This is a genomic window from Arsenicicoccus dermatophilus (assembly GCF_046267915.1).
Classification (GTDB): Bacteria; Actinomycetota; Actinomycetes; order Actinomycetales; family Dermatophilaceae; genus Arsenicicoccus; species Arsenicicoccus dermatophilus_A.
Genome location: NZ_CP176520.1, coordinates 3,008,017 through 3,033,267, shown reverse-complemented (window position 1 = coordinate 3,033,267; position 25,251 = coordinate 3,008,017). Strand labels below are relative to the sequence as shown.

Sequence of the window (25,251 nt, the reverse complement as noted above, 5' to 3'; positions counted from 1 at the left end):
ACCCGTGCGGTCCAGTCACCCGAGCGGTGGTCCCGCGTCGCGGCAGGTCAGCGGCATGGCCGGGAGCGTTACCCCTGCCCGGGAGCTGTCGACGGCGGTGTCCGAGGTGTCCGTTGCGCCCAGAACCACGTCACTCACCTGGGTGTACTGCTCAGAGTCACTTTCAACAACGCTGAGTCATACCTGCTGCTGCCATGCCATATTGAGCATCGACTCTCTGCACTTTGCGTGACCGAGAGTCACTGAGGGTGTAACAGCACGCCCTCTCAGTGCTCATCGTGCGGCATCCCCCGCCGCACCACCGAAGGGGTCACATGGCCAGCAGCTATCGGTCGTCCGGAGTCTTGACGGTGCGTAGTCACGACTCGCGTTCGTGGCGTACCCGCTCCGCCATCGCCGTCTCCGCGGTGATGGCGGTCCTCGCTGCCCTCATGCTGGCCTTCGCCACCCCTGCCCAGGCCTCGATCGTCGACCCCATGAACGAGTCCTACAACGACGTCGTCAACGGCGACTTCATCACCATCGGCAACGGTGTCCTCGGCTGTGGCACGCAGACGGGATGTGCCGCCTGGCAGACCGGTAGCACCTCATACAGCAACGGGTCGTTCACGATGGTGCCGGTCGACGTGGACGCCGACGCCACCACCTGGGACTCCTCGCAGGGAACGCTGACCGTGCCCAACGGGGCCAAGGTCGTCAAGGCGATGCTCTACTGGGGCGGCACCACCGGCTACTACAACAACAACGGCACCCTGGCCTGGGGCGGGGGCACCCTGATCCCCGGCGCGCCCAGCTCCCCGGCGAACGCCCCGGTCAGCCTCAAGGTCGGGACCGGGACCTACCAGGCCTACCCGCCCGCGGTGTTCGCCGCCGACGGCGTCGCGCAGGCGGCCAACGGCGCGAACCAGTACTACACCGCCCAGGCCGACGTCACCGACGCCTTCGCCTCCATCGCCACCGGGTCCGCGCAGACGATCTCCGTCGGCAACGTCTGGGGTGTCCAGGACCAAGGCATGGCGGCCGGGTGGACCCTCTCGGTGGTCTACGACTTCGGCACCGCGATCACCGGAGTCGCCGCGTCGCAGGCCCGCAACGTCGTGCTCTACGACGGCATGATCCGCAAGACCAGCGGTGAGGGCTCCGACGCCGTCCAGCTGACCGGCTTCACCGCCGTCGCCTCGGGGGCCCGCGCGTCCTACGGTCTGATCGAGGGCGACAACAACATCACCGGTGACTACGCGGAGTACGCCGTCGGGACCAGCACGAGCTACACGAGGCTGGCCAACCAGACCGGCAGCACCACCAACATCGGTCAGTCCTACTCCGACGGGGCGGTGCGGTACGGGACGAGCACCTCCGGCACCTTCTTCAACGGCAACGTCGACGCCCGCAGCGTGAACCTCACGAACGTGACGACGGGCAGCTCGCTGATCAACTACCGCTTCGGCACCAGCGGCGACGAGTACGTCTGGCAGTCCGCCGCCATCTCGGTGCCCGTCTCCCAGGTGCGCATCACCAAGGCCGCGCAGGACGGCACGGACACCCAGACCGTCAACCAGGGTGTCCAGCCGGTCTTCAAGATCACCGTCAAGAACACCGGTGCCACCACGCTGAACAACGTCAAGGTCACCGACCCCCTGGCGCCGGCCTGCGAGGTGACCTACACCGCCCTGGCCTCCGGTGAGGAGAAGACCTACACCTGTCTGGGACCGGTCGCGCAGAACACGTACACCAACACCGCCACCGTCGCCGGCACGGACTCCACGAGCACCACGGTGACCACCAAGGACGCCACCCAGGTCAACGTGCTCAAGCCGATCATCGACGCGGTGAAGTCCGGTGGCACCATCACCGGACCGGACGCGTCCGGCAACTACACCGTGACGTACGACGTGTCGGTGGCCAACACCGGCGCGGGCTACGCGATCGTCGGCCCGCTCACCGACAACCCGGCCTTCGACACCACCCACCTAGCCGTCAAGGGCACCTCGTGGACCGGCACCGGCGGCGGCGCCACGTCCGGCTCGGTGACGGGCAGCGGCTCGGCCGTCCTGGCCGGGGCCTCCACCCAGATCGACCCGGGTGTCACCATGACCTGGAAGGTCGCGGTCACCTTCGGCTTCCAGGACCAGAACCCGGCCACGGTCTGCAACGGCTCCGGGACCGGTCTGTACAACTCGATCACCCTCTCGGGCGCGTCCGAGACCTCGCTCACCAACAACGCGGCGTGCGTCAACCCGCCGGTGCGGACCGCGGTCTTCGACGCGGCCAAGTCGGCCGGCGTGGTCAACGGTCCTGCCGCGGACGGCACCTACACCGTGTCCTACACCGTCACCGTCAAGAACACCGGGCAGGTCGACGGGCAGTACGGAGCGCTCACCGACCGCCCGCAGTTCGCCTCCAACATCGCGGTGGACTCGGCGACGTGGACCACGAGCGGTCCGGCCGTCCCCGCCGGGACCGGCGCGACCGGTGCCGGGCCGTACACCCTGGCGCCCGCCGGCACCACGCTGCAGGCCGGCGGCACCCACACCTACACCGTGCTGGTGAAGTTCCACTACACCGACTCCAACCAGGCCGTCGCGTGCAACACCCAGCAGCCGGGGACCGGTCTGTACAACTCCGTGGCGCTGCCCGGCACCCAGGACGTCGTGACCACCAACAACGTCGCCTGCGTGCCGCCGCCGCTGCCGCCGGTGCCCGCGCTGCAGCTGACGAAGTCGGCCGCCCCGATCGTGGACAAGAACGGCAACGGGCTCCAGGACGCCGGTGACACGATCACCTACACCTTCACCATCAAGAACACCGGTCTGGTCAACCTCACCAACCTGCGGATCAGCGACCCCAAGCTGGGCATCAGCGCGCTCACCTGCAACAGCTCGGTGACCACGCTCGCCCCCGGCGACAGCGTCACCTGCTCCCCCAGCCAGCTCTACACGATCACGGCCACCGACGTGACCAACGGCAAGGTGGACAACACCGCGACCACCACCGGGCAGGACCCCCAGGGCCGGCAGGCGACGGGCACCGCGTCCAAGACGATGACCATCTCCGCCGGACCCAAGATCGACCTGGCCAAGACGGTCAGCTCCGTCGTGGACACCAACAACGACGGCCGTCGCAACGCCGGGGACACGGTGACCTACACGTTCACCGTCACCAACACCGGTAACCTGCCGATCGCCAACGTCCTGGTCACCGACAACAAGCTGGGGGTGACCAACCTCAGCTGCGGGGACGTCGCCGTCGGCGCCACCGTCACCTGCCCGACCAGGGCGCACGTCCTGACCCAGGCCGAGATCGACGCCGGCAAGGTCGACAACACCGCGTCCGCGAGCGGCACCGCGAGCGACAACTCCAGCGTCACCGCCACCGGCTCCGCGAGCCTGACGGTGCCCCCGAGCCCGTCCATCCTGCTGGACAAGAAGGCCTCCGCCACCATCGTCGACGTCAACAAGAACGGCGTCACCGACGTGGGTGACCAGCTGACGTACTCCTTCACCGTGACCAACACCGGCACGGTCACCCTGTCGCCGGTGACCGTCAACGACACCAAGCTGGGGATCAACAACACCTGTGCGGGCTCGCTGGCCCCGGGTGCCAGCGTGGACTGCCCCACCGCCACCCACTCCATCACCCAGGCCGACCTGGACTCCGGGTCGTACGACAACGCCGCGTCCGCCTCCGGAACCAGCCCCTCGGGCTCGGTGGTGCTGTCCACCGACAACGCGTCCAGCACCGTGCAGGGCACCTCGGCCCTGACGCTGGACAAGACGGCCGGCTCGGTCATCGACGCCAACAACAACGGTCTCACCGACGCCGGTGACACCATCACCTACTCCTTCTCGGTCAAGAACACCGGCTCGGTGTCGCTGAGCACCCTCGTGCTCACCGACGCCCGCCTGGGCCTGAACCGTCTCGCCTGCGGCACCGGCTCCCTGGCGCCGGGGAACATCCGCGCCTGCACGCCGTACACCTACACCCTGACCCAGACCGACGTGGACTCCGGCGCGGTCAACAACACGGCGTACGCCTACGCCCAGCCGCCGGTCGGCAACGAGATCAGCGCGCAGGACGCCGCGTCGACCACCATCGGTGCCGCCCCGCTGCTCGCCCTCACCAAGACGGCCACCCAGGTCAAGGACACCAACGGCAACGGGAAGACCGACCCCGGCGACACCATCGACTACACCTTCGCGGTCAAGAACACCGGGTCGGTGACCCTGGACCAGATCTCGATCACCGACACCAAGATCTCCCAGGCCGCCATCTCGTGCGGCACCGGCCCGCTCGCCCCCGGCGCCTCCCGCTCGTGCGGGGTGACCGTGACCTACCGCCTGACCCAGGCGGACATCGACGCCGGCAAGGTGGACAACACCGCGCGGGCCAAGGGCATCGCGCCGTCGGGCGCCCTCGCGGAGGGGCCGGCCACGGTCACCGTCCCGGTCACCACGACGCCGAGCATCCTGCTGAACAAGCAGACGCTCGCCTCCACGACACCGGCCACCTCGCCGTTCATCGACGTCAACGCCAACGGTCGCATCGACATCGGTGACAAGATCACCTACCGCTTCACGGTGACCAACACCGGCAACGTCACGCTGAGCAACGTCCAGCTGGTCGACGCCAAGCTGGCGCAGAACTACACCTCCTGCTTCGCCGGCAGCCTGGCGCCCGGCGCCACCGCGACGTGCAGCGACTACACGTACACCGTGACCCAGGCGGACGTGAACTCCGGGACCCTGGACAACACCGCCACCATCCACGGCATCTCCCCGCAGAACGCCGACGTCACGTCCACGGACAGCGAGTCCACCACGATCCCGGCCCAGGTCGCCCTGACCCTGGCCAAGACCGCCGCCTACACCGACGTCAACGGCGACGGCATCCGCAACGTCGGCGACACGGTGACCTACTCCTTCCAGGTGGTCAACACCGGCAACGTCTCGCTCGCCTCGGTGACCCTGACCGACGCCAAGCTCGGCCTGACCGATCGGGTCTGCGACGCGAGGACGACCGGCCCCCTCGAGCCGGGTCAGTCCCGCGACTGCACGCCGGTGACCTACCCGATCACCCAGGCCGACGTCGACGCCGCCAACGTGCACAACGACGCCTCCGCGACCGGCACCGGCTCCGACCCGGCCGCCACCAAGGCGAGGGCCACGAGCATGGCCGACGTCCCGATCCAGGCCGTCCCCATCATCTCGCTGGACAAGGCCGTCACCCCGCAGAACGGTGGTCTGGGCTCCACCGCAGGCGTGATCGACGTGGACCGGAGCGGCACCGTGACCGCCGGCGACCAGATCACCTACACCTTCGTGGTCAGCAACGGGGGCAACGTGTCGCTGACCCCGGTCACGCTCACCGACGCCAAGGTCGGGTGGACCGGTCAGGTCTGCGACGCCGGCGACACCAGCCCGCTGGCGCCCGGCCAGTCCCGCACGTGCACCCCCAAGACGTACACCCTGACGCAGGCCGACGTGGACGCCGGCACGGTCAACAACTCCGCCACCACGACGGCCACCAACCCGACGAGCGGGCGCACGGTGACCAGCACCGACGGCACCTCCACGCAGTACACCACCGCCCCCGGCCTGACCCTGGACAAGCGCACCAGCGCGCTGTCCGACCCGGACAAGAACGGCCCGGACGCCGGAGACACCCTCACCTACACCTTCGTGGTCACCAACACCGGCACCGTGACCCTGAGCCCGGTCACCATCACCGACACCAAGCTGGGCCTGAACGCCGTGGACTGCGGCGTGGGCGCGCTGCTGCCCGGTGACACCAAGACCTGCACCGTGGCCAAGACGTACTCGATCACCCAGGCCGACATCAACGCCGACGCGCTGGTCAACACCGCCACCGCGATCGGCACGCCGCCGAGCGGTGCCCAGGTGTCCGGCGAGGACACCGAGCGCACGACCTTCTCGACGGTCCCGTCGACCTACCCGATCCAGCCGCCGAGCATCGCGCTGGACAAGCAGGCCGGGGTCGTCGCCGACGCCAACGCCGACGGCAAGACCGACGCCGGTGACACGATCACCTTCACCTACCTGATCACCAACACCGGGACCGTCACGCTCTACAACCCCACGGTCACCGACACCAGGCTGGGTCTGGACGCCCAGGCATGCACCCCGGCCACCGCTCTCGAGCCGGGAGTCCAGCGCGAGTGCTACCAGAAGGTCTACACGCTGACCCAGGCCGACCTGGACGCCGGGACCTACGACAACACCGCGACGGCGTCCGCGACCGGGCCCGCTCCCCGCAGCACGCCGGCCACCTCGGCCCCGGACAGCACCTCGAGTCCCATCACCCAGGCGCGGGGCCTGGTCCTGGACAAGACCGTCTCGGCGCTGGCGGACACCAACGGCGACGGGCGCAACAGCGCCGGTGACACGGTGACCTACCGCTTCCTGGTGACCAACACCGGGACCGTCACCCTGACCGGCGTCACCGTCACCGACGCCAAGCTGGGCCTGAACGCCACGACGTGCGGCACCGGCACCCTCGCCCCGGGACAGTCGCAGTACTGCTTCGCCTCGACCGCGGGCCTGCGGTACACCGTCACCCAGGCCGACATGGACCAGGCGTCGATCGTCAACAACGCGTCCGTGACGGGCAACCCGCCGATCGGCGCCGCGCTGGTGGCGAGCGACACGGTCACCGTCCCCCTGGCCCCCGCCTCGACGTTCACCTTCGACAAGTCCGCCGAGGTCGCGGCCGGGCGGCTCGGCACCCCGGCGGCGGTGATCGACGTCAACGGCAACGGGCAGGTCAACCCCGGTGACCAGATCCGCTACGTCTTCACGATCACCAACACCGGCACCACCACGTTGACCGCAGCCCAGGTCACCGACACCAAGCTGGGCATGGCGGGTGCGATCTGCCAGGGCGGCACCGTCCTGCCCGGAGCCGCGCTGACCTGCACCTCCCCGGCCTACACCCTCACCCAGGCGGACATCGACGCCGGCTCGTTCAACAACACCGCCTCCGCCACGGCCACCGCGCCGGACCGGGCGACCAGCACCCAGACCGACGGTGCCTCCGTGGCCTACACCACCGCCCAGGCCCTCGACCTGGTCAAGACCGCCGGTGCGGTGGTGGACGCCAACAACAACGGCAAGCAGGACGCCGGCGACACCATCCAGTACACCTTCCAGGTCACCAACACCGGTGCCGTGACCCTCAACACCATCAAGCTCACCGACACCAAGCTGGGCCTGACCAACGTCGACTGCGGCACCGGCGCGCTGGTGGCCGGCGGCGTCCGCAGCTGCACGGCGGTCGTCTACACGGTGACCGCGGCCGACGCCAACGCCGGCAAGGTCGACAACACGGCGACCATCACCGGTATGACGCCTGCGGGTGCGCAGGTGTCCGCCAAGGGGACCGCCACCAGCCCGCTGGTCGAGGCGCCCGCCATCACGATCGACAAGATCGCCAGCTCGATCACCGACGCCAACGCCTCCAACCGCGACGACGCCGGGGACACCATCACCTACCAGTTCGTGGTCCGCAACACCGGCACCGTGGCGCTGTCCGGCGTCACCCTCGACGACGCCATGCTCAGGCTCACGGGGGTGAGCTGTGGCTCCGGCCCGCTGGACGCCGGCACCTCGCGCACCTGCACCCCGGTGACCTACACGATCACCCAGGCCGACGTGGACGCCGGCACGGTGCACAACGACGTGACCATCGCCGGCACCTCGCCCGCCGGCCAGAAGGTCACGGGCACCGACGCCACCGACACCGCCATCACCCAGGCCACGGGAATCAAGCTCACCAAGGCGGTCACCGCCCTGACCGACACCAACGGCGACGGCCTGGTCGGCGCCGGCGACCAGGTGACCTACACCTTCTCCGTCGTCAACAACGGCACCGTGGTGCTCGACCCGGTCACGGTCACCGACTCCAAGCTCGGCCTGTCCGGCGCGGCCTGCGGCACCGGCCCGCTCGCGCCCGGCGCCACCCGCGACTGCCGGCTCGCGACGGCATACACCCTGACCGTCGCGGACGCCGACGCCGGCTCCGTGGTCAACAACGCGACCGCCTCGGGCCGGACGCCTGCGGGCACCTTCGTGACCGGCGGCGCCACCACGACCACGACGGTCCCGGCCACCCCGAGGTTCACCTTCGACAAGCAGGCGAGCACGGTCGTCGACACGAACGCGAACGGCAAGACCGACCCGGGCGACACCATCACCTACACCTTCGTGGTGCAGAACACCGGCAACGTGACGCTCAACCCGGTCACCGTGACCGATTCCCGGCTGGGCCTGACCAGCGCGCAGTGCACCACGCCCAGCCTCGCGCCCGGCTCGGCCGCCGCCACGTGCCTCACCCGCGCCCTCACCCTCACCCAGGCGGACCTGGACGCGGGCTCGGTCAACAACACGGCCACCGGCAACGCCACCACCCCCACGGGCCAGGTGCTGACCCTCACCGACCAGACGTCGACGCCGCTGACGCGAGCCACCACCCTCTCGGTCGCCAAGACCTCGACGAAGGTGCGGGACACCAACGCCGACGGGCGTGACAGCGTCGGCGACACCATCGGCTACTCCTTCTCGGTCACCAACACCGGCAACGTGACCATGACCTCGGTCACGATCACCGACGCGCTGCTGGGCCTGACCAACGAGCCGTGCACCACCCAGCTCGCCCCGGGCGCCACGGCGTCGTGCACCGTCGCGACCGCCAAGGCGACCTACACCCTCGTCGCCGCCGACCTCGACGCCGGCACCGTCACGAACTCCGTGACCGCCACGGGCACCCCGGCCAACGGCTCGGCCGTCACGGCCACCGCCACGGTCACCGACACCGTCCGGCAGGTCTCCTCGCTGACGACGGACAAGACCGCGGGCCAGGTCATGGATCTGGACGGCAACGGCGTGGACGTCGGCGACACCGTCACGTACTACTTCTCGGTGACCAACACCGGGACGGTGGCGCTGTCCGGTCTGACGTACGACGACACGCTCACCTCCCCGGAGACCACGGCCCTGGCCACCAAGAAGGTCTGCGGCACGACGCCGCTCGCCGCGGGTGCCACCCGCACCTGCTCGGCCGTGACGTACACGCTCACACAGCTGGACATCGACGCCGGCTCGGTCACCAACTCCGCCACCGCCACGGGCACGAACCCCGCGGGCGCCGCCGTGACGTCGGCTCCCGACACCGCTGCCGTCACCACGGCCGGCCGCGCCTCGATGACCCTGGACAAGACCACGCTGGGCGTCCAGGACACCAACGGCAACGGCGTCACCGACGCCGGTGACCGGGTCATCTACCGCTTCCGCGTCCTCAACACCGGCACGGTCTCGCTGCACCACGTCGACGTGTTCGACAACAAGATCAACCCCGCGACGACCACCTCCGGCTCGACCTACTGCAAGTACATCGACGACGTCCACTACGTCGCGGGCGACCCGGCCAAGCCCGGTCTGCTGCCCGGCCAGGCCGAGTGGTGCTACGGCGCCGCGCAGTACTACACCATCAAGCAGTCCGACATCGACGCCGGCACGGTCGACAACACGGCCTACGCCACGAGCCTGGACCCGGCCGGCCAGGTGGTGACCGCGCCCAACGACACGACCACCACCCCGCTCAACCCGACGAGCGCCCTGACGCTGACCAAGACGCACGGCTCGCTGACCGACGCCACGCTGCCGGCCGGTCCGAGCGCGGGCGACACCGTGACCTACACCTTCGTGGTGACCAACACCGGCACCACCACCCTGACCAACCCGGTGGTCAACGACCCGAGGATCGGGATGACGGCGGTGTCCTGCGCCCCCGAGCTCCTGCCGGCCAACGCCGCGACGGGCGCGCCCGGCCAGAGCTGCACGCTCAGCCGGACCTACACGCTCACCCAGGCCGACCTGAACTCCGGCACGGTCAACAACACCGCCGGTGCGAGCGCCACCAACCCCAAGGGCACGACCGTCACGGGCAGCGCCTCCGACACCCTGCCCCTGGCCCCGGCCCCCGCCCTGACCCTGGACAAGCAGTCCTCGGCCGTGGCGGACAATGGTGACGGGGTGACGCCGAACGCGGGCGACACGGTGACGTACGCCTTCGTGGTCACCAACACCGGCAACGTGACGCTGAACCTGCTCAACCTCACCGATGCCAAGCTGGGTCTCGCGGGACGGGTCTGCGACCAGCCGACGCTGGACCCGGGCCGGACCACGACGTGCTACCGGACCAACTACTCGATCACCCAGGCGGACATGAACGCCGGGACGATCCACAACGACGCCACCGTCCAGGGCACGCCGCCCACGGGCGCGCCGGTGACCGCCAAGGACTCCGACGACGTGAGCCTGACCCCCAGGGTGAGCTACGTCTTCGACAAGACCGCCTCGAGCGTGGTCGACCGTGACGGCAACGGTGTCGACGCCGGCGACGAGATCGTCTACGGCTTCTCCGTGAGGAACACCGGCACGGTGACGCTCAGCCTCGTCACTCTCGACGACCCCAAGGCCGACATCGTGGGCGCGACGTGCGCCACCGGCACGGTCGAGCCGGGCCAGACCCTGGTCTGCTCGTCCAAGACGTACGTCCTGACGCAGGCGGACGTCGACTCCGGGGCCACGGTCAACAACGCCACGGCGACGGTCACCGACCCGCAGGGCAAGACGTACGCGACGACCGACGGCACCTCCTCGACCACCTCGGGCTCGGCGCTGGTGTCGCTCACCAAGTCGCTGCTCTCGCGCACCGACGTCAACAGCAACGGCCGCACCGACGCGGGCGACGTCCTGGTCTACGGCTTCCAGGTGACCAACACGGGGGCCGAGACCCTCAACCAGCTCAGCATCGCCGACCCGAGGCTGGACTCCTCCCCGGTCCTGGGCTGCACCCCCCTGCCGCTGGCCCCCGGGGCGACGGCCACCTGCGCGCAGGGTCAGCACACGCTGACCCAGGCCGACCTCGACGACAGGACCGTGGTCAACACGGCCACCGTGACGGCGGTCTCGGCGACGGGCAAGAAGGCCACGGCCTCCTCGACGGTCACGCGTGACCTGACGCTGGCGCCGTCGATCGCCGTGGACAAGACCGCGGGCACCGTGGTGGACGCCAACAAGGACGGCAGGCAGAGCGCCGGCGACACCATCGGCTACACCTTCGTGGTGACCAACACCGGGAACGTGACCCTGGACCCGGTGTCGATCACCGACGCCAAGCTGGGCCAGACGCTCGTGCCGTGCGGCACCGGCGGGCTGGCTCCGGGCGCCACCCGCACGTGCTCCCCGGTGAGCTACACCCTGACCCAGGCGGACGTCGACGGCGGCACCGTGGACAACTCCGGCTCGGCCAACGGTCGCACCCCGCAGGGCGCCACCGTCACCTCGACCGACACGACGACCACGCCGATCACCCAGACCGACGTGCTGGCCGTGGACAAGGTCTCCGGGGGCATCGTCGACGCCAACGGCAACGGCCGCCAGGACGCCGGTGACACCATCCGGTACACCTTCACCGTCACCAACAACGGCACGACGACGCTGACCGACGTCCGCCTGACCGACGCCAAGCTGGGGCTGACCAACGTCGCCTGCGGCACGGGCGCCCTGCCCCCGGGCGCGACGCGGGAGTGCACGCCGTTCAACTACACCCTGACCGCCGCGGACGCGGACGCCGCGAAGGTTGTCAACGACGTCCAGGTGTCGGCGCTCAACCCGGCGCTGCGGACCCTGACGGCCACCGACACGGTCACCGACGCCGTGGCGGAGGCGCCGTCGGTGTCCATCGACAAGACGGCCGACCCGGTCGTCGACGCCAACGGCAACGGTCGGGTCGACGCCGGGGACACGATCACCTTCCACTTCGTGGTCTACAACACCGGCAACGTCACCCTCACCAACGCCTACGTCCAGGACATGCGCTACCCGCTCGGCAGCCTGTGCAACGGTACGGGTGGGCCCATCGCCGCCGGCGCCTCCCTCACCTGCCGTCCGTTCACGTACACCATCAGCCAGGCCGACATGGACACCGGCACCGGTGAGAACACCGTCAAGGTGACCGCCGCCTCGCCGGCCGGCACGAGCGTCGCCGGCACCGACCGCACCTCCACGGCGCTCGTCCCGTCGGCCACGCTGGCCCTGAAGAAGACCGCGGGCGGACTCGTGGACGCGGCCGCGCCCAGCGGGCCGAGCGTCGGTGACACCGTGACCTACACCTTCGCGGTCACCAACACCGGCACCCAGACCCTCAAGAACGTCACAGTGAGCGACGCCAAGCTCGGCCTGTCCGGCGTGGCCTGCGGCACCGGTGACCTGCTGCCGGGGGCCACCCGGGACTGCCAGATCAGCCAGCCGTACGCCGTGACGCTGCCCGACATGGACTCCGGCGCGGTCCGGAACAACGCCTCGGCCAACGCCACCGCGCCCAGCGGCGCCTCCGTCACCACCAACGCCACGACGACCACCGGCCTGACGCCCAACCCTGCCCTCGCGCTGGACAAGACCGCGTCCGCGGTCGACCCGGGAGCGGACGGGATCGTCAACGTCGGTGACACGATCACCTACACCTTCGTGGTGACCAACACGGGCAACGTGACCCTGTCCCCGGTGACCCTCAACGACGCCCGGGCCAACCTGAACAACGCGACCTGCTCGCAGGCCTCCCTGGCGCCGGGCGCCACGGTCACGTGCGCGACGGTCGGCTACCGGTTGACCCAGGCGGACGTCGACGCGGGCTCGGTGGTCAACAACGCCACCGCCTCGGGCACCTCGCCCAGCGGCGCCACCGTCACCACCCCGGACAGCACGGCCACGGCCGTCAACGCCCCCGCGGCCCTCCAGCTCACCAAGACCGCGGACCCGCTGGTCAACGCCAACGGCAACGCGATGCAGGACGCCGGGGACACGGTCCACTACGTCTTCACCGTCGAGAACACCGGCTCGACCACGCTCAACCCGGTGACGATCAGCGACGACAAGCTCGGACTGGTCAAGGAGGCCTGCGGCGCCACCGGTCTGGCACCGGGGGAGACCCGCACCTGCCCGATCACCGTCGCCAAGACCACGTACGTCGTGCAGCAGGCGGACGTCGACGTCGAGCAGGTCGTCAACCACGCGACGGCCTACGGCAAGCCCCCGTCGGGCGCCGAGGTGACCGCCCCGGCCACGACCACGACGCCCCTGGCCCACGTCGCCACCCTGTTCTTCGACAAGACCGCGGGGGCCATCACCGACCTCGACGGCAACGGCCCGGACGCCGGCGACACGATCACCTACACCTTCCGGGTGACCAACACCGGCAACGTCACCGCCAACCAGCTCGTGCTCGACGACCCGCTCGTGTCGCCGACGCCGGTCCAGTGCGGCTCGACGCCGCTGGCCCCCGGCATCTCCCGGGACTGCTCGGCGGCGACGCACGTCCTCACCCAGGCAGAGGTGGACGCGGGGTCGCTGGCCAACAGCGCCACGGTCACGGCCCTGGACCACGACGGCGAGCCGTTCACCTCCAACAGGGACACGACCTCGACGACGACCTACGGCCAGGCCACGCTGGTGCTCGACAAGCAGGCGGGGTCGATCGTGGACGCCAACGGCGACGGCCGCACCGACGTGGGTGACACGATCACCTACCGCTACCTGCTGCAGAACACCGGCACCGTCACCCTGACCGACCTCACCCTGACCGACGCCAAGCTCGCGATGACGGGTGTGGTCTGCCCGCAGACCACCGAGCTGGCGCCGGGCGCCTCCGGCTACTGCTTCCCGAACGGCGCGACCTACACCCTCACCCAGGCGGACATCAACGCCGGCACGGTGGACAACCGGGCCTCGGTGACGGCGCTCGACCCGAAGCGGGTCCAGGTCCCCGGCACCGACGGCACCTCCACGCCCATCGGCCGGGTCAACGCGATGAGCATGACCAAGACCCACCAGGCGTACGTCGACGCCGACGGCAACGGGCGCCCGGACGCCGGCGAGACGATGACCTACGCGTTCTCGGTGACCAACACCGGCACCACGACGCTCACCAACGTGACGTACAACGACGCGAAGCTCGGGATCACCAACCTCAGCTGCGGCACCGGCAGCCTGGCGCCCGGCGCGACGATGACCTGCCCGACCAAGACCTACGTCCTGACCCAGGCCGACGTCGACGCGGCCCAGGTCAAGAACGACGCCACCGCGAGCGCCGTCGACCCGGCGGGCAACCCGGTGCCGGCCTCCGCCAGCGACCAGGCGTCGCTCGCCCAGGCCCCGGGCATCACCCTGACCAAGACGGCCTCGGCGGTCAAGGACGACGGCGACGGGCGCACGCCTGACGTGGGCGACCAGGTGACCTACACCTTCCAGGTCACCAACACGGGCAACACCACGCTGTCGCTGGTCAAGCTGACCGACGCCAAGCTCGGGCTCGCCGGCGTCATCTGCGACACCCCGACCCTCGTCCCCGGCCAGGTCTCCACCTGCCGCACGGTGGCGTACACCCTGACCCAGGCCGACGTCGACGCCGGGTCGGTGCCCAACACCGCCACCGTCACGGCGACCCCGCCGATCGGGCCCAACCTGACGAGCAACAGCTCGGTGACGACCCAGACGCAGGGCACCTCCTCGTTCACCTTCGACAAGCAGGCCGGCTCGCTGACCGACGTCGACGGCAACGGTGTCGACGCCGGGGACGAGATCGTCTACACCTTCGCCGTGACCAACACGGGCACCACGACGCTCAGCAGCGTGCTGCTCAGCGACGCCAAGCTCGGTCTGTCCGCCGCCACCTGCGCCACGGGCACCGTCGCGCCCGGGGCGACCATCAGGTGCTCCGCCAGGACCTACAGCCTGACCCAGGCGGACATCGACGCCGGCAGCGTGCAGAACACCGCCACCGTCACCGCCAAGGACCCGGCGGGCGCCGCGGTGCCGCAGCAGTCCGACACGGCGGACGTGACCACGGACGGCGCGGTCAACGCGACCCTCACCAAGCGGGTCCAGTCGCTCGACGACCCCAACAACAACGGGACCGCCGACGCGGGCGAGACCATCACCTACGCCTTCACGGTCAAGAACATCGGCACCGAGACGCTGAGCGCCATCACCATCGACGACCCGCGCATCGGCGTGGCCGGCCTGAGCGGGTGCAGCCCGCTGCCGCTGGCCCCGCAGGCCACGGCGACCTGCCCGGCGGCGACCTACACGCTGACGCAGGCCGACATCAACTCCGGCCGGATCGACAACACGGCGACCGCCGCGATCACCTCGGTCACCGGCAAGACCGCCCGGCCGCAGAGCTCGGCCACGCAGACCCTCGTGGCCGCCCCCCGGATGGCCTTCACCAAGACCGCCGGCGCGGTCACCGATCTCGACGGCAACGGCGTGGACGCGGGCGACACCATCGCCTACACCTTCACGGTCCGGAACACCGGCAACGTCACGCTGACCCCGGTCACGGTGACCGACCCGCAGGTCTCGCCCCAGCCGATCTACTGCGGCGCCGCGCCGCTGCAGCCGGGTGACCCGACCCGCACCTGCCCGGTGGTGACGTACCCCATCACCCAGGCCGACGTCGACGCCGGGACGATCATCAACAAGGCCACCGGCACCGGCACCGCGCCCGACGGCACCAAGGTGACGCCCACGGCGACGGCCACCAGCCCGCTGGCGCGCACCGCGTCCTACACCTTCGACAAGGTGGCGAGCAGGCTCGCCGACCTGGACGGCAACGGTCCGGACGCCGGCGACCACATCACCTACACCTTCTCGGTGACCAACACCGGCAACACCACTCTCGCGCCGGTGGTCTACACCGACGCCAGGCTGGGGATCTCCGGCGCCCAGTGCGTGGCCTCCCTGGCCCCGGGCGAGCAGGCCTACTGCCCGGCCAAGACCTACACGCTGACCCAGGCGGACGTGGACTCGGGCACGGTGGACAACACCGCGCAGGTCACCGCGACGCCGCCGCCCGGCACCACCGTGGTCGACCAGACGGACGGCACCACCACGCCGTCGTACGGCGGGCCGGCGCTGACCCTGTCCAAGACGGCCGCGGCCCTGGTGGACACCGACAACAACGGCGGCGACGTCGGGGACACGATCACCTACACCATGTCGGTGACCAACTCCGGCACGACGACCCTGACGGACGTCGCCGTCCATGACCCCAAGCTGGGCGTCTCCTCGGTCACCTGCACCCCGGCCACCCTGGCCCCGGGCGCGACGGCGAGCTGCCTGACGCAGACCTACACGGTGACCCAGGCGGACGTGGACAACGGCAAGGTCGTCAACGACGCCACGGCCACCGCGACCGACCCCAAGGGCCAGCCGGTCACGGGCGCGGCCGCGGCCACCACGGCGATCAACCCCAACCCGGTCGTCAAGCTGACCAAGACCGCGTCCACGGTCACGGACGCCAACGGCGACGGGCGTCAGGACGCCGGTGACACGATCACCTACACCTTCGTCGTGGCCAACACCGGCAACGTCACCCTCGATCCGGTCGTCCTCGACGACGCCAAGGCCGGCCTGTCCGGCTACTCCTGCGGCGCGCTGGCCCCGGGGGCCACCGCGACCTGCCTGGTCAAGACCTATGTCGTGACCCTGGCGGACGTGGACGCGACCACGGTGGACAACACCGCCACCGTCACGGGCTCGGCCGCCAACGGGACCCAGGTGCGGTCCGCGTCGTCCACCTCGACGCCGCTGACCACCGCACCGGCCGTCAAGCTCGTCAAGTCGGCGAGCGCGGCAACCGACACGACCGGCGACGGCGTCATCGGCGCCGGCGACGCGATCACCTACACCTTCTCGGTCACCAACACCGGCAACAACTCCCTCACGGCCGTGACCGTGACCGACGCCAGGGTGGGCCTGACGGCACAGCCCTGCGGCGCGGCGGGCACCGCGCTGCTGCCGGGGCAGACCCGCGCCGACTGCGTCACCCGCACCTACACCCTGACCCAGGCGGACGTGGACGCCGGCAAGGTCGTCAACTCCGCCAAGGCCAACGGCTCGGACCCGCAGGGCACCGTCGTGACGGGCCCGGCGAGCACGACCACGTCCTTCGCCGAGACCTCCAGGATCAGCCTGGACAAGGTGGCGGGCTCGGTCACGGACGTCGACAACAACGGCGTGACCAACCCCGGTGACACCATCCAGTACACCTTCGCGATCACCAACGAGGGCACCACGACCATCACCGGCCCGACGTACTCGGACACCACGCTGGCGCTCACCAACGTCGCCTGCGGCACCGCGCCGCTGGCGCCGGGGGAGACGCGGCAGTGCCCGGCCAGGACCTACGCCCTGACGCAGGCCGACATCGACGCCGGTTCCGTCGTGAACCGGGCCTCGGCCGCCGGCACGAGCGCCCTGGGGACCCCCGTGAGCGGTGCCGACACCACGACGACCCCGATCACCCAGGCCCCGGCCATCGCCCTGGCCAAGCGTGCGGGTGGGTACGTCGACGACGGCGACGGGCTGGTGGGCGCCGGTGACAAGATCACCTACTACTTCACGGTGACCAACACCGGCAACGTCAGCCTGGACCCGGTGACCTACTCCGACGCCCGCGTCGGTCTGGCCACCACCGCCTGCGGCGCCGGCCCGCTGCTCCCGGGGGCCTCCCGCGACTGCGCCCCGGTGACCTACACCCGGACGCAGGCCGACGTCGACGCCGGCACCATCCGCAACGTCGCCACGGCGACGGGCACCCCGCTGGTGGGCGCCCCGGTCACCGGGACGGGCACGGCCGACGTGCCGACCCGGGCGACGATCTCGCTGGACAAGAGGGCCGGCGTGCTGCAGGACCTGGACGCCAACGGTCCGGACGCCGGCGACAAGATCGGCTACTCGTTCACGGTGACCAACACGGGCACGGCCGCGCTGTCGGCGGTCACGATGAACGACCCCAAGCTCGGTGTGGCCGGGGTGCCGTGCGGCCCGGTGCCGCTCGCGCCCGGCGCCGTCGCCACCTGCCCGGACTTCACCTACACGGTGACCCAGGCGGACATCGACGCCGGCAGGATCGTCAACACCGCCACCGCCCAGGGCACCTCCTCGGTCTCGGGCCTGAAGACCCCGATCGCCTCCGCCTCGGTCACCACCGTCGAGAAGGGCACGACGAGCGTGCTGCTGGACAAGCAGGCGGGCTCGATCGTGGACGCCAACGGCTCGACCAGGGTCGACGCCGGCGACAGCATCACCTACCGCTTCTACGTGACCAACACGGGCACGGAGACGCTGCGGTCGGTCACCGTCACCGATCCGACCAACGGCCTGGCCGCGGTGACCTGCGCCTCCGGCACGCTGGCCCCCGGCGCCTCGACGTACTGCTTCCCCTCGGGTCGGCCGTACACCCTGACCCAGGCGGACATCGACGCCGGCACGCGCGACAACGACGCGACGATCAACGCCGTGGGCGCCACCGGCACGGCGGTGAGCAGCTCCGACACCACCACCTCGCCGATCACGGAGCGCCCGACGCTCGACCTGGTCAAGACCGCGAGCTCGATCAAGGACGTGAACGGGGACGGCAAGCAGGACGTGGGTGACACGATCACCTACACCTTCACCGTCACCAACACGGGCACCAGCACGCTCAAGGGCGTGACCTACACCGACCCGCTCTTCTCGAGCCAGCCGGTGGCGTGCGGCACGACCGACCTGGCCCCCGGGCAGACGCGCACCTGCGACACCAAGACCTATGCGCTGACCCTGGCCGACCTCAACGCCAACGGGCGGGCCAACACGGCCACGGCCACCGCCACCTCGGCGGGCGGCCAGACGGTCACCGACGCCGCGTCCACCAACACCCCGATCAACGCCGTCCGCTCCATCGCGATGGACAAGATCGCGGGCACCATCAGCGACCTGGACGGCAACGGGCCCGACGCGGGCGACCAGATCACCTACCGCTTCGTGGTCACCAACACCGGAAACCTCTCGCTGCACGACGTGACCTACACCGACTCGCGGATCGGGCTGCAGGAGACCTCCTGCACGACCGAGGTCCTCGACCCGCTGGCCACCCACGAGTGCCCGCCGGTGACCTACACCCTGACCCAGACCGACGTGGACACCCTCGTCACCCTGGCCGACGGCACCAAGGCGCCCGCGATCCTCAACACCGCGCTCGCGAGCGGTCTGACGCCCAAGAACATCCTGGTCCAGGGCTCGGACCAGACCGAGACGCCGATCGCGGCCAAGCCGGCCCTGGCGCTGTCCAAGACGGCCACGGCGGTGCTGGACACCAACTCCACCGGGCGGCAGGACGCCGGGGACACGATCAGCTACACCTTCACGGTCACCAACACGGGGAACCAGACGCTGACCCCGGTGTCGGTCTCCGACCCCAAGGTCGGGGTGTCGGCGGCGCCCTGCGGCACCACTCCGCTCGCCCCCGGCGCGACGGTCCAGTGCCTGGTCAAGGCGTACGCCGTGACCCAGGCCGACGTGGACGCCGCCGCGGTGCCCAACACCGCGACCGCCATCGGTGTCGCCCCGGACGGCACCTCCGTGCAGGGCAGCTCCTCGGTCACCACCACGGTGGTGCGGGCCTCGGCCATCACCCTCGCCAAGAAGCTGATCTCCATCAAGGACGACGGTGACGGCATCGCCGGACCCCGTGACGTGATGACCTACGGCTTCACGGTGACCAACAGCGGCAACACCACGTTGACGGCGGTGCAGTACGCCGACCCGACGATCGGGCTCGCGACCGCTGCCTGCGGCACCCAGCCGCTGCTGCCCGGTCAGTCCCGGGTCTGCCCGAACGCCACGCACCTGCGCACCCAGGCCGAGATCGACGCCGGCGTCTTCACCAACACCGCGTCGACCACCGCCACCGCGCCGGACGGACCGGTGTCCAACACCTCCACCGTGTCCACGGACATCCGGGCCACGATCACGCTGGACAAGCGGGCGAGCAACCTCAACGACGTCAACAGCAACGGCCGCGCCGACGCGGGTGACACGATCGGCTACACCTTCGTGGTCACCAACACCGGCAACGAGACCCTCACCTCGGTCCTGCTGAGCGATCCCCGCCTCGGGTACGCCGACGCGGTGTGCACGAGCACCACCCTGGCGCCGGGGGCCTCGGTCACCTGCCTGGCCAAGACCTACCCCCTGACGCAGGCGGACGTCGACGCCGGCGTGGTGAACAACTCCGCCACGGCCTACGGCCGGACCGCCCTGAGCGGGCTGCGGACCCCGACGGTCGGCGACACCACTTCGACGCCGGTCCCGGCGGTGTCCTCGATCACCCTGGACAAGACGGCCTCGGCCATCGCGGACACCAACTCCACGGCGCGCAACGACGCCAACGACACAGTGACCTACAGCTTCCTGGTCCGCAACACCGGCAACACCACGCTGAGCGCGGTCACCCTGGACGACCCGACGATCGGGGTCGTGAACGTGGCGTGCGGCACCGGCCCGCTGGTGCCCGGTGCCACCCGCAGCTGCACCGCCGTGGGCCACCGGCTGACCCAGGCCGAGGTGGACGCGGGCGTCATCGACAACACCGCGACCATCTCCGCCACGGACCCGCAGTCGGCCCGGGTGAGCAGCAGCGACAGCGTCACGACGCCGATCAACCGCAGCTCGCAGATCCTGCTGACCAAGACGGCGGGCTCGATCGTCGACGTCAACAAGGACGGCGAGCAGGACGTCAACGACACGGTGACGTACACCTTCACCCTGAAGAACACGGGCAACGTGTCGCTGTCGACGGTCACCCTGACCGACCCCATGGTGGGCTTCGACCACGTCGCGTGCGGCGGTGTCAGCGCCCTGGCACCGGGGGCGTCGACGACCTGCACCGCGACGTACGCCCTGACCCTGTCCGACCTGAACGACAACGGCATGACCAACACCGCCACCGCCGCCGGCGTCGACCCCATGGGGCAGACGCAGACGAGCACGGCCCAGGTGCCGGTCTCGATCACCGCCGTCCGGTCCATCTCGATGGACAAGCAGGCCGGCGCCATCGCCGACACCAACGGCAACGGCATCACCGACGCCGGTGACCAGATCACCTACCGGTTCTACGTCAAGAACACCGGCAACCTGACGCTGCACGACGTGCGCTACACCGACGCCCGCATCGGCGTGGTCGACCAGGTCTGCTCCTCGCAGTCCCTCGACCCGGGCATGTCGGCGCAGTGCCCACCGGTGACCTACACGCTCACCCAGAAGGACTTCGACAGCCCGGTGACGCTGGGCAACGGCACCCGCTCGGCCGCGGTGGTCAACTCCGCGACCGCGACCGGCCTGACCCCCAAGAACATCCAGGTCAGCGGCGCCGACCGGATCGAGACCCTGCTGGTCGAGGACCCGGAGCTGCAGTTCGACAAGGTGGCGTCCGGCATCGCGGACACCAACGCCGACGGTCGTCAGTCGGCCGGTGACCAGATCACCTACACCTTCACCACCAAGAACATCGGCAACGTCACCATGACCCTGGTCGGGGTGACCGACGCCAAGATCGGCATGATCAACGTGCAGTGCACGCCCAACACCATCCAGCCGGGCGAGGAGTCCGTCTGCACCCGGGTGTACTCCGTGACCCAGGCCGACATCGACGCGGGCTCGGTGGACAACGTCAATGCGTACGTCACGGCCACCACGCCGCTGGGCAAGCAGTCCCGGACCTCGGACAGCGCGTCCTCGCCGGTGACCCAGGCGCCGAGCCTGTCGGCGACCAAGCACGCGATCAACCTGATCGACAACGGTGACGGCGTCACCTCCGTCGGCGACAAGCTCGTCTTCGGCTTCACCGTCACCAACACGGGCAACGCGACGGTCAACGACGTGACCTACACCGACCCGCTGGTCTCGCCGACCCCGCTGCCCTGCGGCACCGGCCCGTTGGCGCCTGGTGCGACCCGCACCTGCCCCAGCCTGACCTACACCGGCACGACGACGGACTTCCAGAACGGTGTCATCGTCAACACGGTGACGATGGCCGGCACCACCGGGACCGGTACCAGGGTGACGGCCGACGCGTCGGTGACCGTCCCCACCCGCCAGGAGGTCCGGCTGACCAAGTCGGTGACCCCCATCGAGGACGTGGACGCTAACGGCCCCGACGCCGGCGACAAGGTGACCTACAGCTTCACCCTGACCAACACCGGCACCACGCCGCTGGACCGCCTGGTGATGAGCGACCCGCTGCTCGGCATCGTCAACGCCGGTGGCTGCACGGTGCCGGTCCAGCCGGACGGCTCGACGTACCTCATGCCGGGCCAGTCGACCACCTGCACCTCGCGTGGCTACACGCTCACCCAGGCCGACGCGGACGCCGGCAAGGCCGTGAACACCGCGACGGCGTACGGCCTCAACAGCCGACTGCCGATGGTCCACTCGCCGATCTCCACCTCGGTGGCGCAGTCGGACATCACGCCGGCACCGGTGATCGTCCTCGGCAAGTCCTCGGGCGGTGCCGTGGACAGCAACGGCAACGGACGCATCGACGCCGGTGAGCCGATCACCTACACCTTCACGGTGACCAACACCGGCAACCAGACGATCAAGGACGTCCGGATCACGGACGCCATGCTCGGCCTGAGCAGCGTGGCGTGCGTGGCGGGTGCGGTCACCACCCTGGCCCCCGGGGCCTCGGCGACCTGCACCACGCGGACCTACACGCTCAGGCAGAGCGACGTGGACGCCGCCACGGTGACCAACACCGCGTCCGCCTCCGGCACGTCGCCCGCCGGCACCTCGGTCACCTCGGACGCGTCCAAGACCGACGGCTTCCCCCGTCAGCCCGCGATCGCGCTCGACAAGGTCGTCTCGGCGGTCACGGACACCAACGCCAACGGGATGAACGACGTCGCCGACACGGTGACCTACACCTTCAAGGTCACCAACACCGGCAACGTCACCCTCACGCCCGTGCTGCTGCGGGACCCGAGCCTGCGCATCGCGGACGCCTACTGCACCTCTGCCGCCCTCGCCCCGGGTGCCACCGTCAGCTGCCCGCCGGTGACCGTCAAGCTCACCCAGGACCAGCTGGACGCGGGCACGGTGGACAACGCCGCCACCATCCTCGGCACCGCGCCCAACGGGCAGGTCGTCACCTCCGACGACACCACCTCGCTGCAGCCGGTCCAGGGCTCGGCCTTCACCCTGGCCAAGTCCCACCTCAACCTGGCGGACGGCACGGCTCAGACGACCGACGGTCCGTCGGGCCTGCCGGGCGTGGTCGACGCCGGGGACACCGTGACCTTCTCCTTCAAGGTCACCAACACCGGCAACACCACCTTGTCCGGTCTGCAGATCACCGACCAGCTGCCCACCACCGCGGTGAGCTGCCCCGATACCACGTCCCTGCTGCCGGGCGCCAGCGTGATCTGCACGGCGGACTACACGCTGACGCAGTTCGACATCAACGCCGGCGAGGTGAGCAACACGGCCACGGCGTCGATGGCGGCACCCGCCGGAGCGCCGCAGCCGCCCGTCCAGACGTCCACCGACGTCGCCAAGCTCGCCCTGAAGGCCGCGGTGACCTTCGACAAGCAGGCCGGCACCGTCGTGGACGCCAACAAGACCGGCAGCCAGGAGGCCGGGGACACCATCCCCTACACCTTCGTGGTCTGGAACACCGGCAACGTCCCGCTGACCGTCTCGGCGATCCAGGACGACAAGCTGGACGCCGCCGGCACGGCGTGGCCGACGTCGTACACCTGCTTCCACCGCGACCCGAACCACGGCGCCTTCGACCCGACCAAGGACGAGATCGCCCCGCAGACGGGCATCGAGTGCACGGCGGACTACACGATCACCTCGAGCGACATGCTGGCCGGTGACGTGACCAACCACGCCACCCTGGTGACGGGCGTGGGCGGTGGCTACACCATCGACCCGCCGGCGCCGCTGACCGACCAGACGTCCACTCCGCTGCAGAAGGCCTCCGCCGCCATCCAGGTGCAGAAGAACGTGCTGACCATGGCCGACGGCTCGAGCTTCGTGGACAACAACGGCGACGGCATCAAGAACGCCGGCGACTACGTCTACTTCTCGCTCGTGTCGCAGAACGTCGGCACCGCCGGTCTGACGGACGTCACCGTCGGCGACCCGATGCTGTCCCTGCCGAACGTCACGGTCGTCCAGGGCACGCTCAACGCCGACAACCGGCTGTCCTGCCCGATCGCCACGGCCCAGCAGCAGCCCATCACCTCCGACTGGATCACCAGCCCGGGTGGGTCGACCATCCTGGCCAAGCGGGCCACCGGTCTCACCGGCCTGCTGGCCGGCCTCGTCGGCGGCCAGACCGCCGCCGGGGTGCCGGTCCTGGACCCGACCCAGTGGTGCGGCTGCGGCGTGCTGCAGTACGAGATCACCGAGAACGACGTGGCCAAGGGCATGGTCCAGACCACCGCGGACATCAGCGGCATCCCCCTGGGGGCCACCGAGGCGGTCAAGGACATCGACCAGGCCCCGGTGCCGCTGGACCTGACGGCCGGCTACACCATGGACAAGCAGGCCGAGCTGCGTGACACCAACGGCAACGGCAAGGCCGACGCCGGTGAGCAGGTCGTCTACTCCTTCCTGGTCACCAACACCGGTCAGATGGACATCCCGAGCCTGAAGGTCACCGACCCGATGCTGGGGCTGGCCGGCCAGGAGTGCCTGCCGTCGCCGCTGGCCGTCGGCGCGAGCTTCACCTGCCTGTCCACGCCCTACACCGTGTCGAGCAAGGACCTCGGCTACGGCACGATCCAGAACGTGGCGACGGCGCAGGCCGCCTACTCCGACGGCACGCGTCTGGGGTCGCAGGCCACCGACACCACGGACACCCCGGTCTCCGACCTGGTGGACGGCACCCGCACCACGGTGCCGGGCACCGGTGGCGGCGGCACGGGTGGCGGCTACGGTCCGGGCCTCATCCCGGGCGGTGTCTACGGCGGTATGCCGGGGATGATCATCTCCACCAACGACGGCACCACCTGGCAGCCGGGCCAGCCGGTCCCCCCGGGCTACTACGTCGACCCGCGGACGGGCAGGCTCGCCAAGACGGGTGCGGACGTGCTGATCCTGCTCGCGGCAGGCCTCGGGATGCTCCTCGCCGGTGGCTGGCTGCTGGTCCTCGCGAAGCGTCGTCGCGACGACGAGGACGAGGAGGGGACCGCCCCGGCCTGATCCGGGCGCTCCGCCGCGGGCCGGTCCGGACACCAGCGGTGTCGGGGCCGGCCCGCAGCGGCATACCGGACCTGACGGGTCGTGATCGGTAGCGGAGAAACATCTCCGGAAAAGTCACTGAAAGTGAGTGAACGTCCCGGCA

The 25,251-nt window shown here is 70.2% G+C and carries 1 protein-coding gene; it reads left to right on the top strand.

The genetic code is table 11. The features are described 5' to 3' along the window. Nucleotides 1-314 precede the first annotated feature (314 nt). Nucleotides 315-25,109 carry a beta strand repeat-containing protein gene (locus ACK2IS_RS14275; RefSeq protein ID WP_409483955.1) on the top strand — a complete coding sequence of 8,265 codons (24,795 nt, stop codon included), beginning with the start codon at nt 315-317 and terminating at the stop codon, nt 25,107-25,109. The last annotated feature ends 142 nt before the right edge of the window (nt 25,110-25,251 follow it).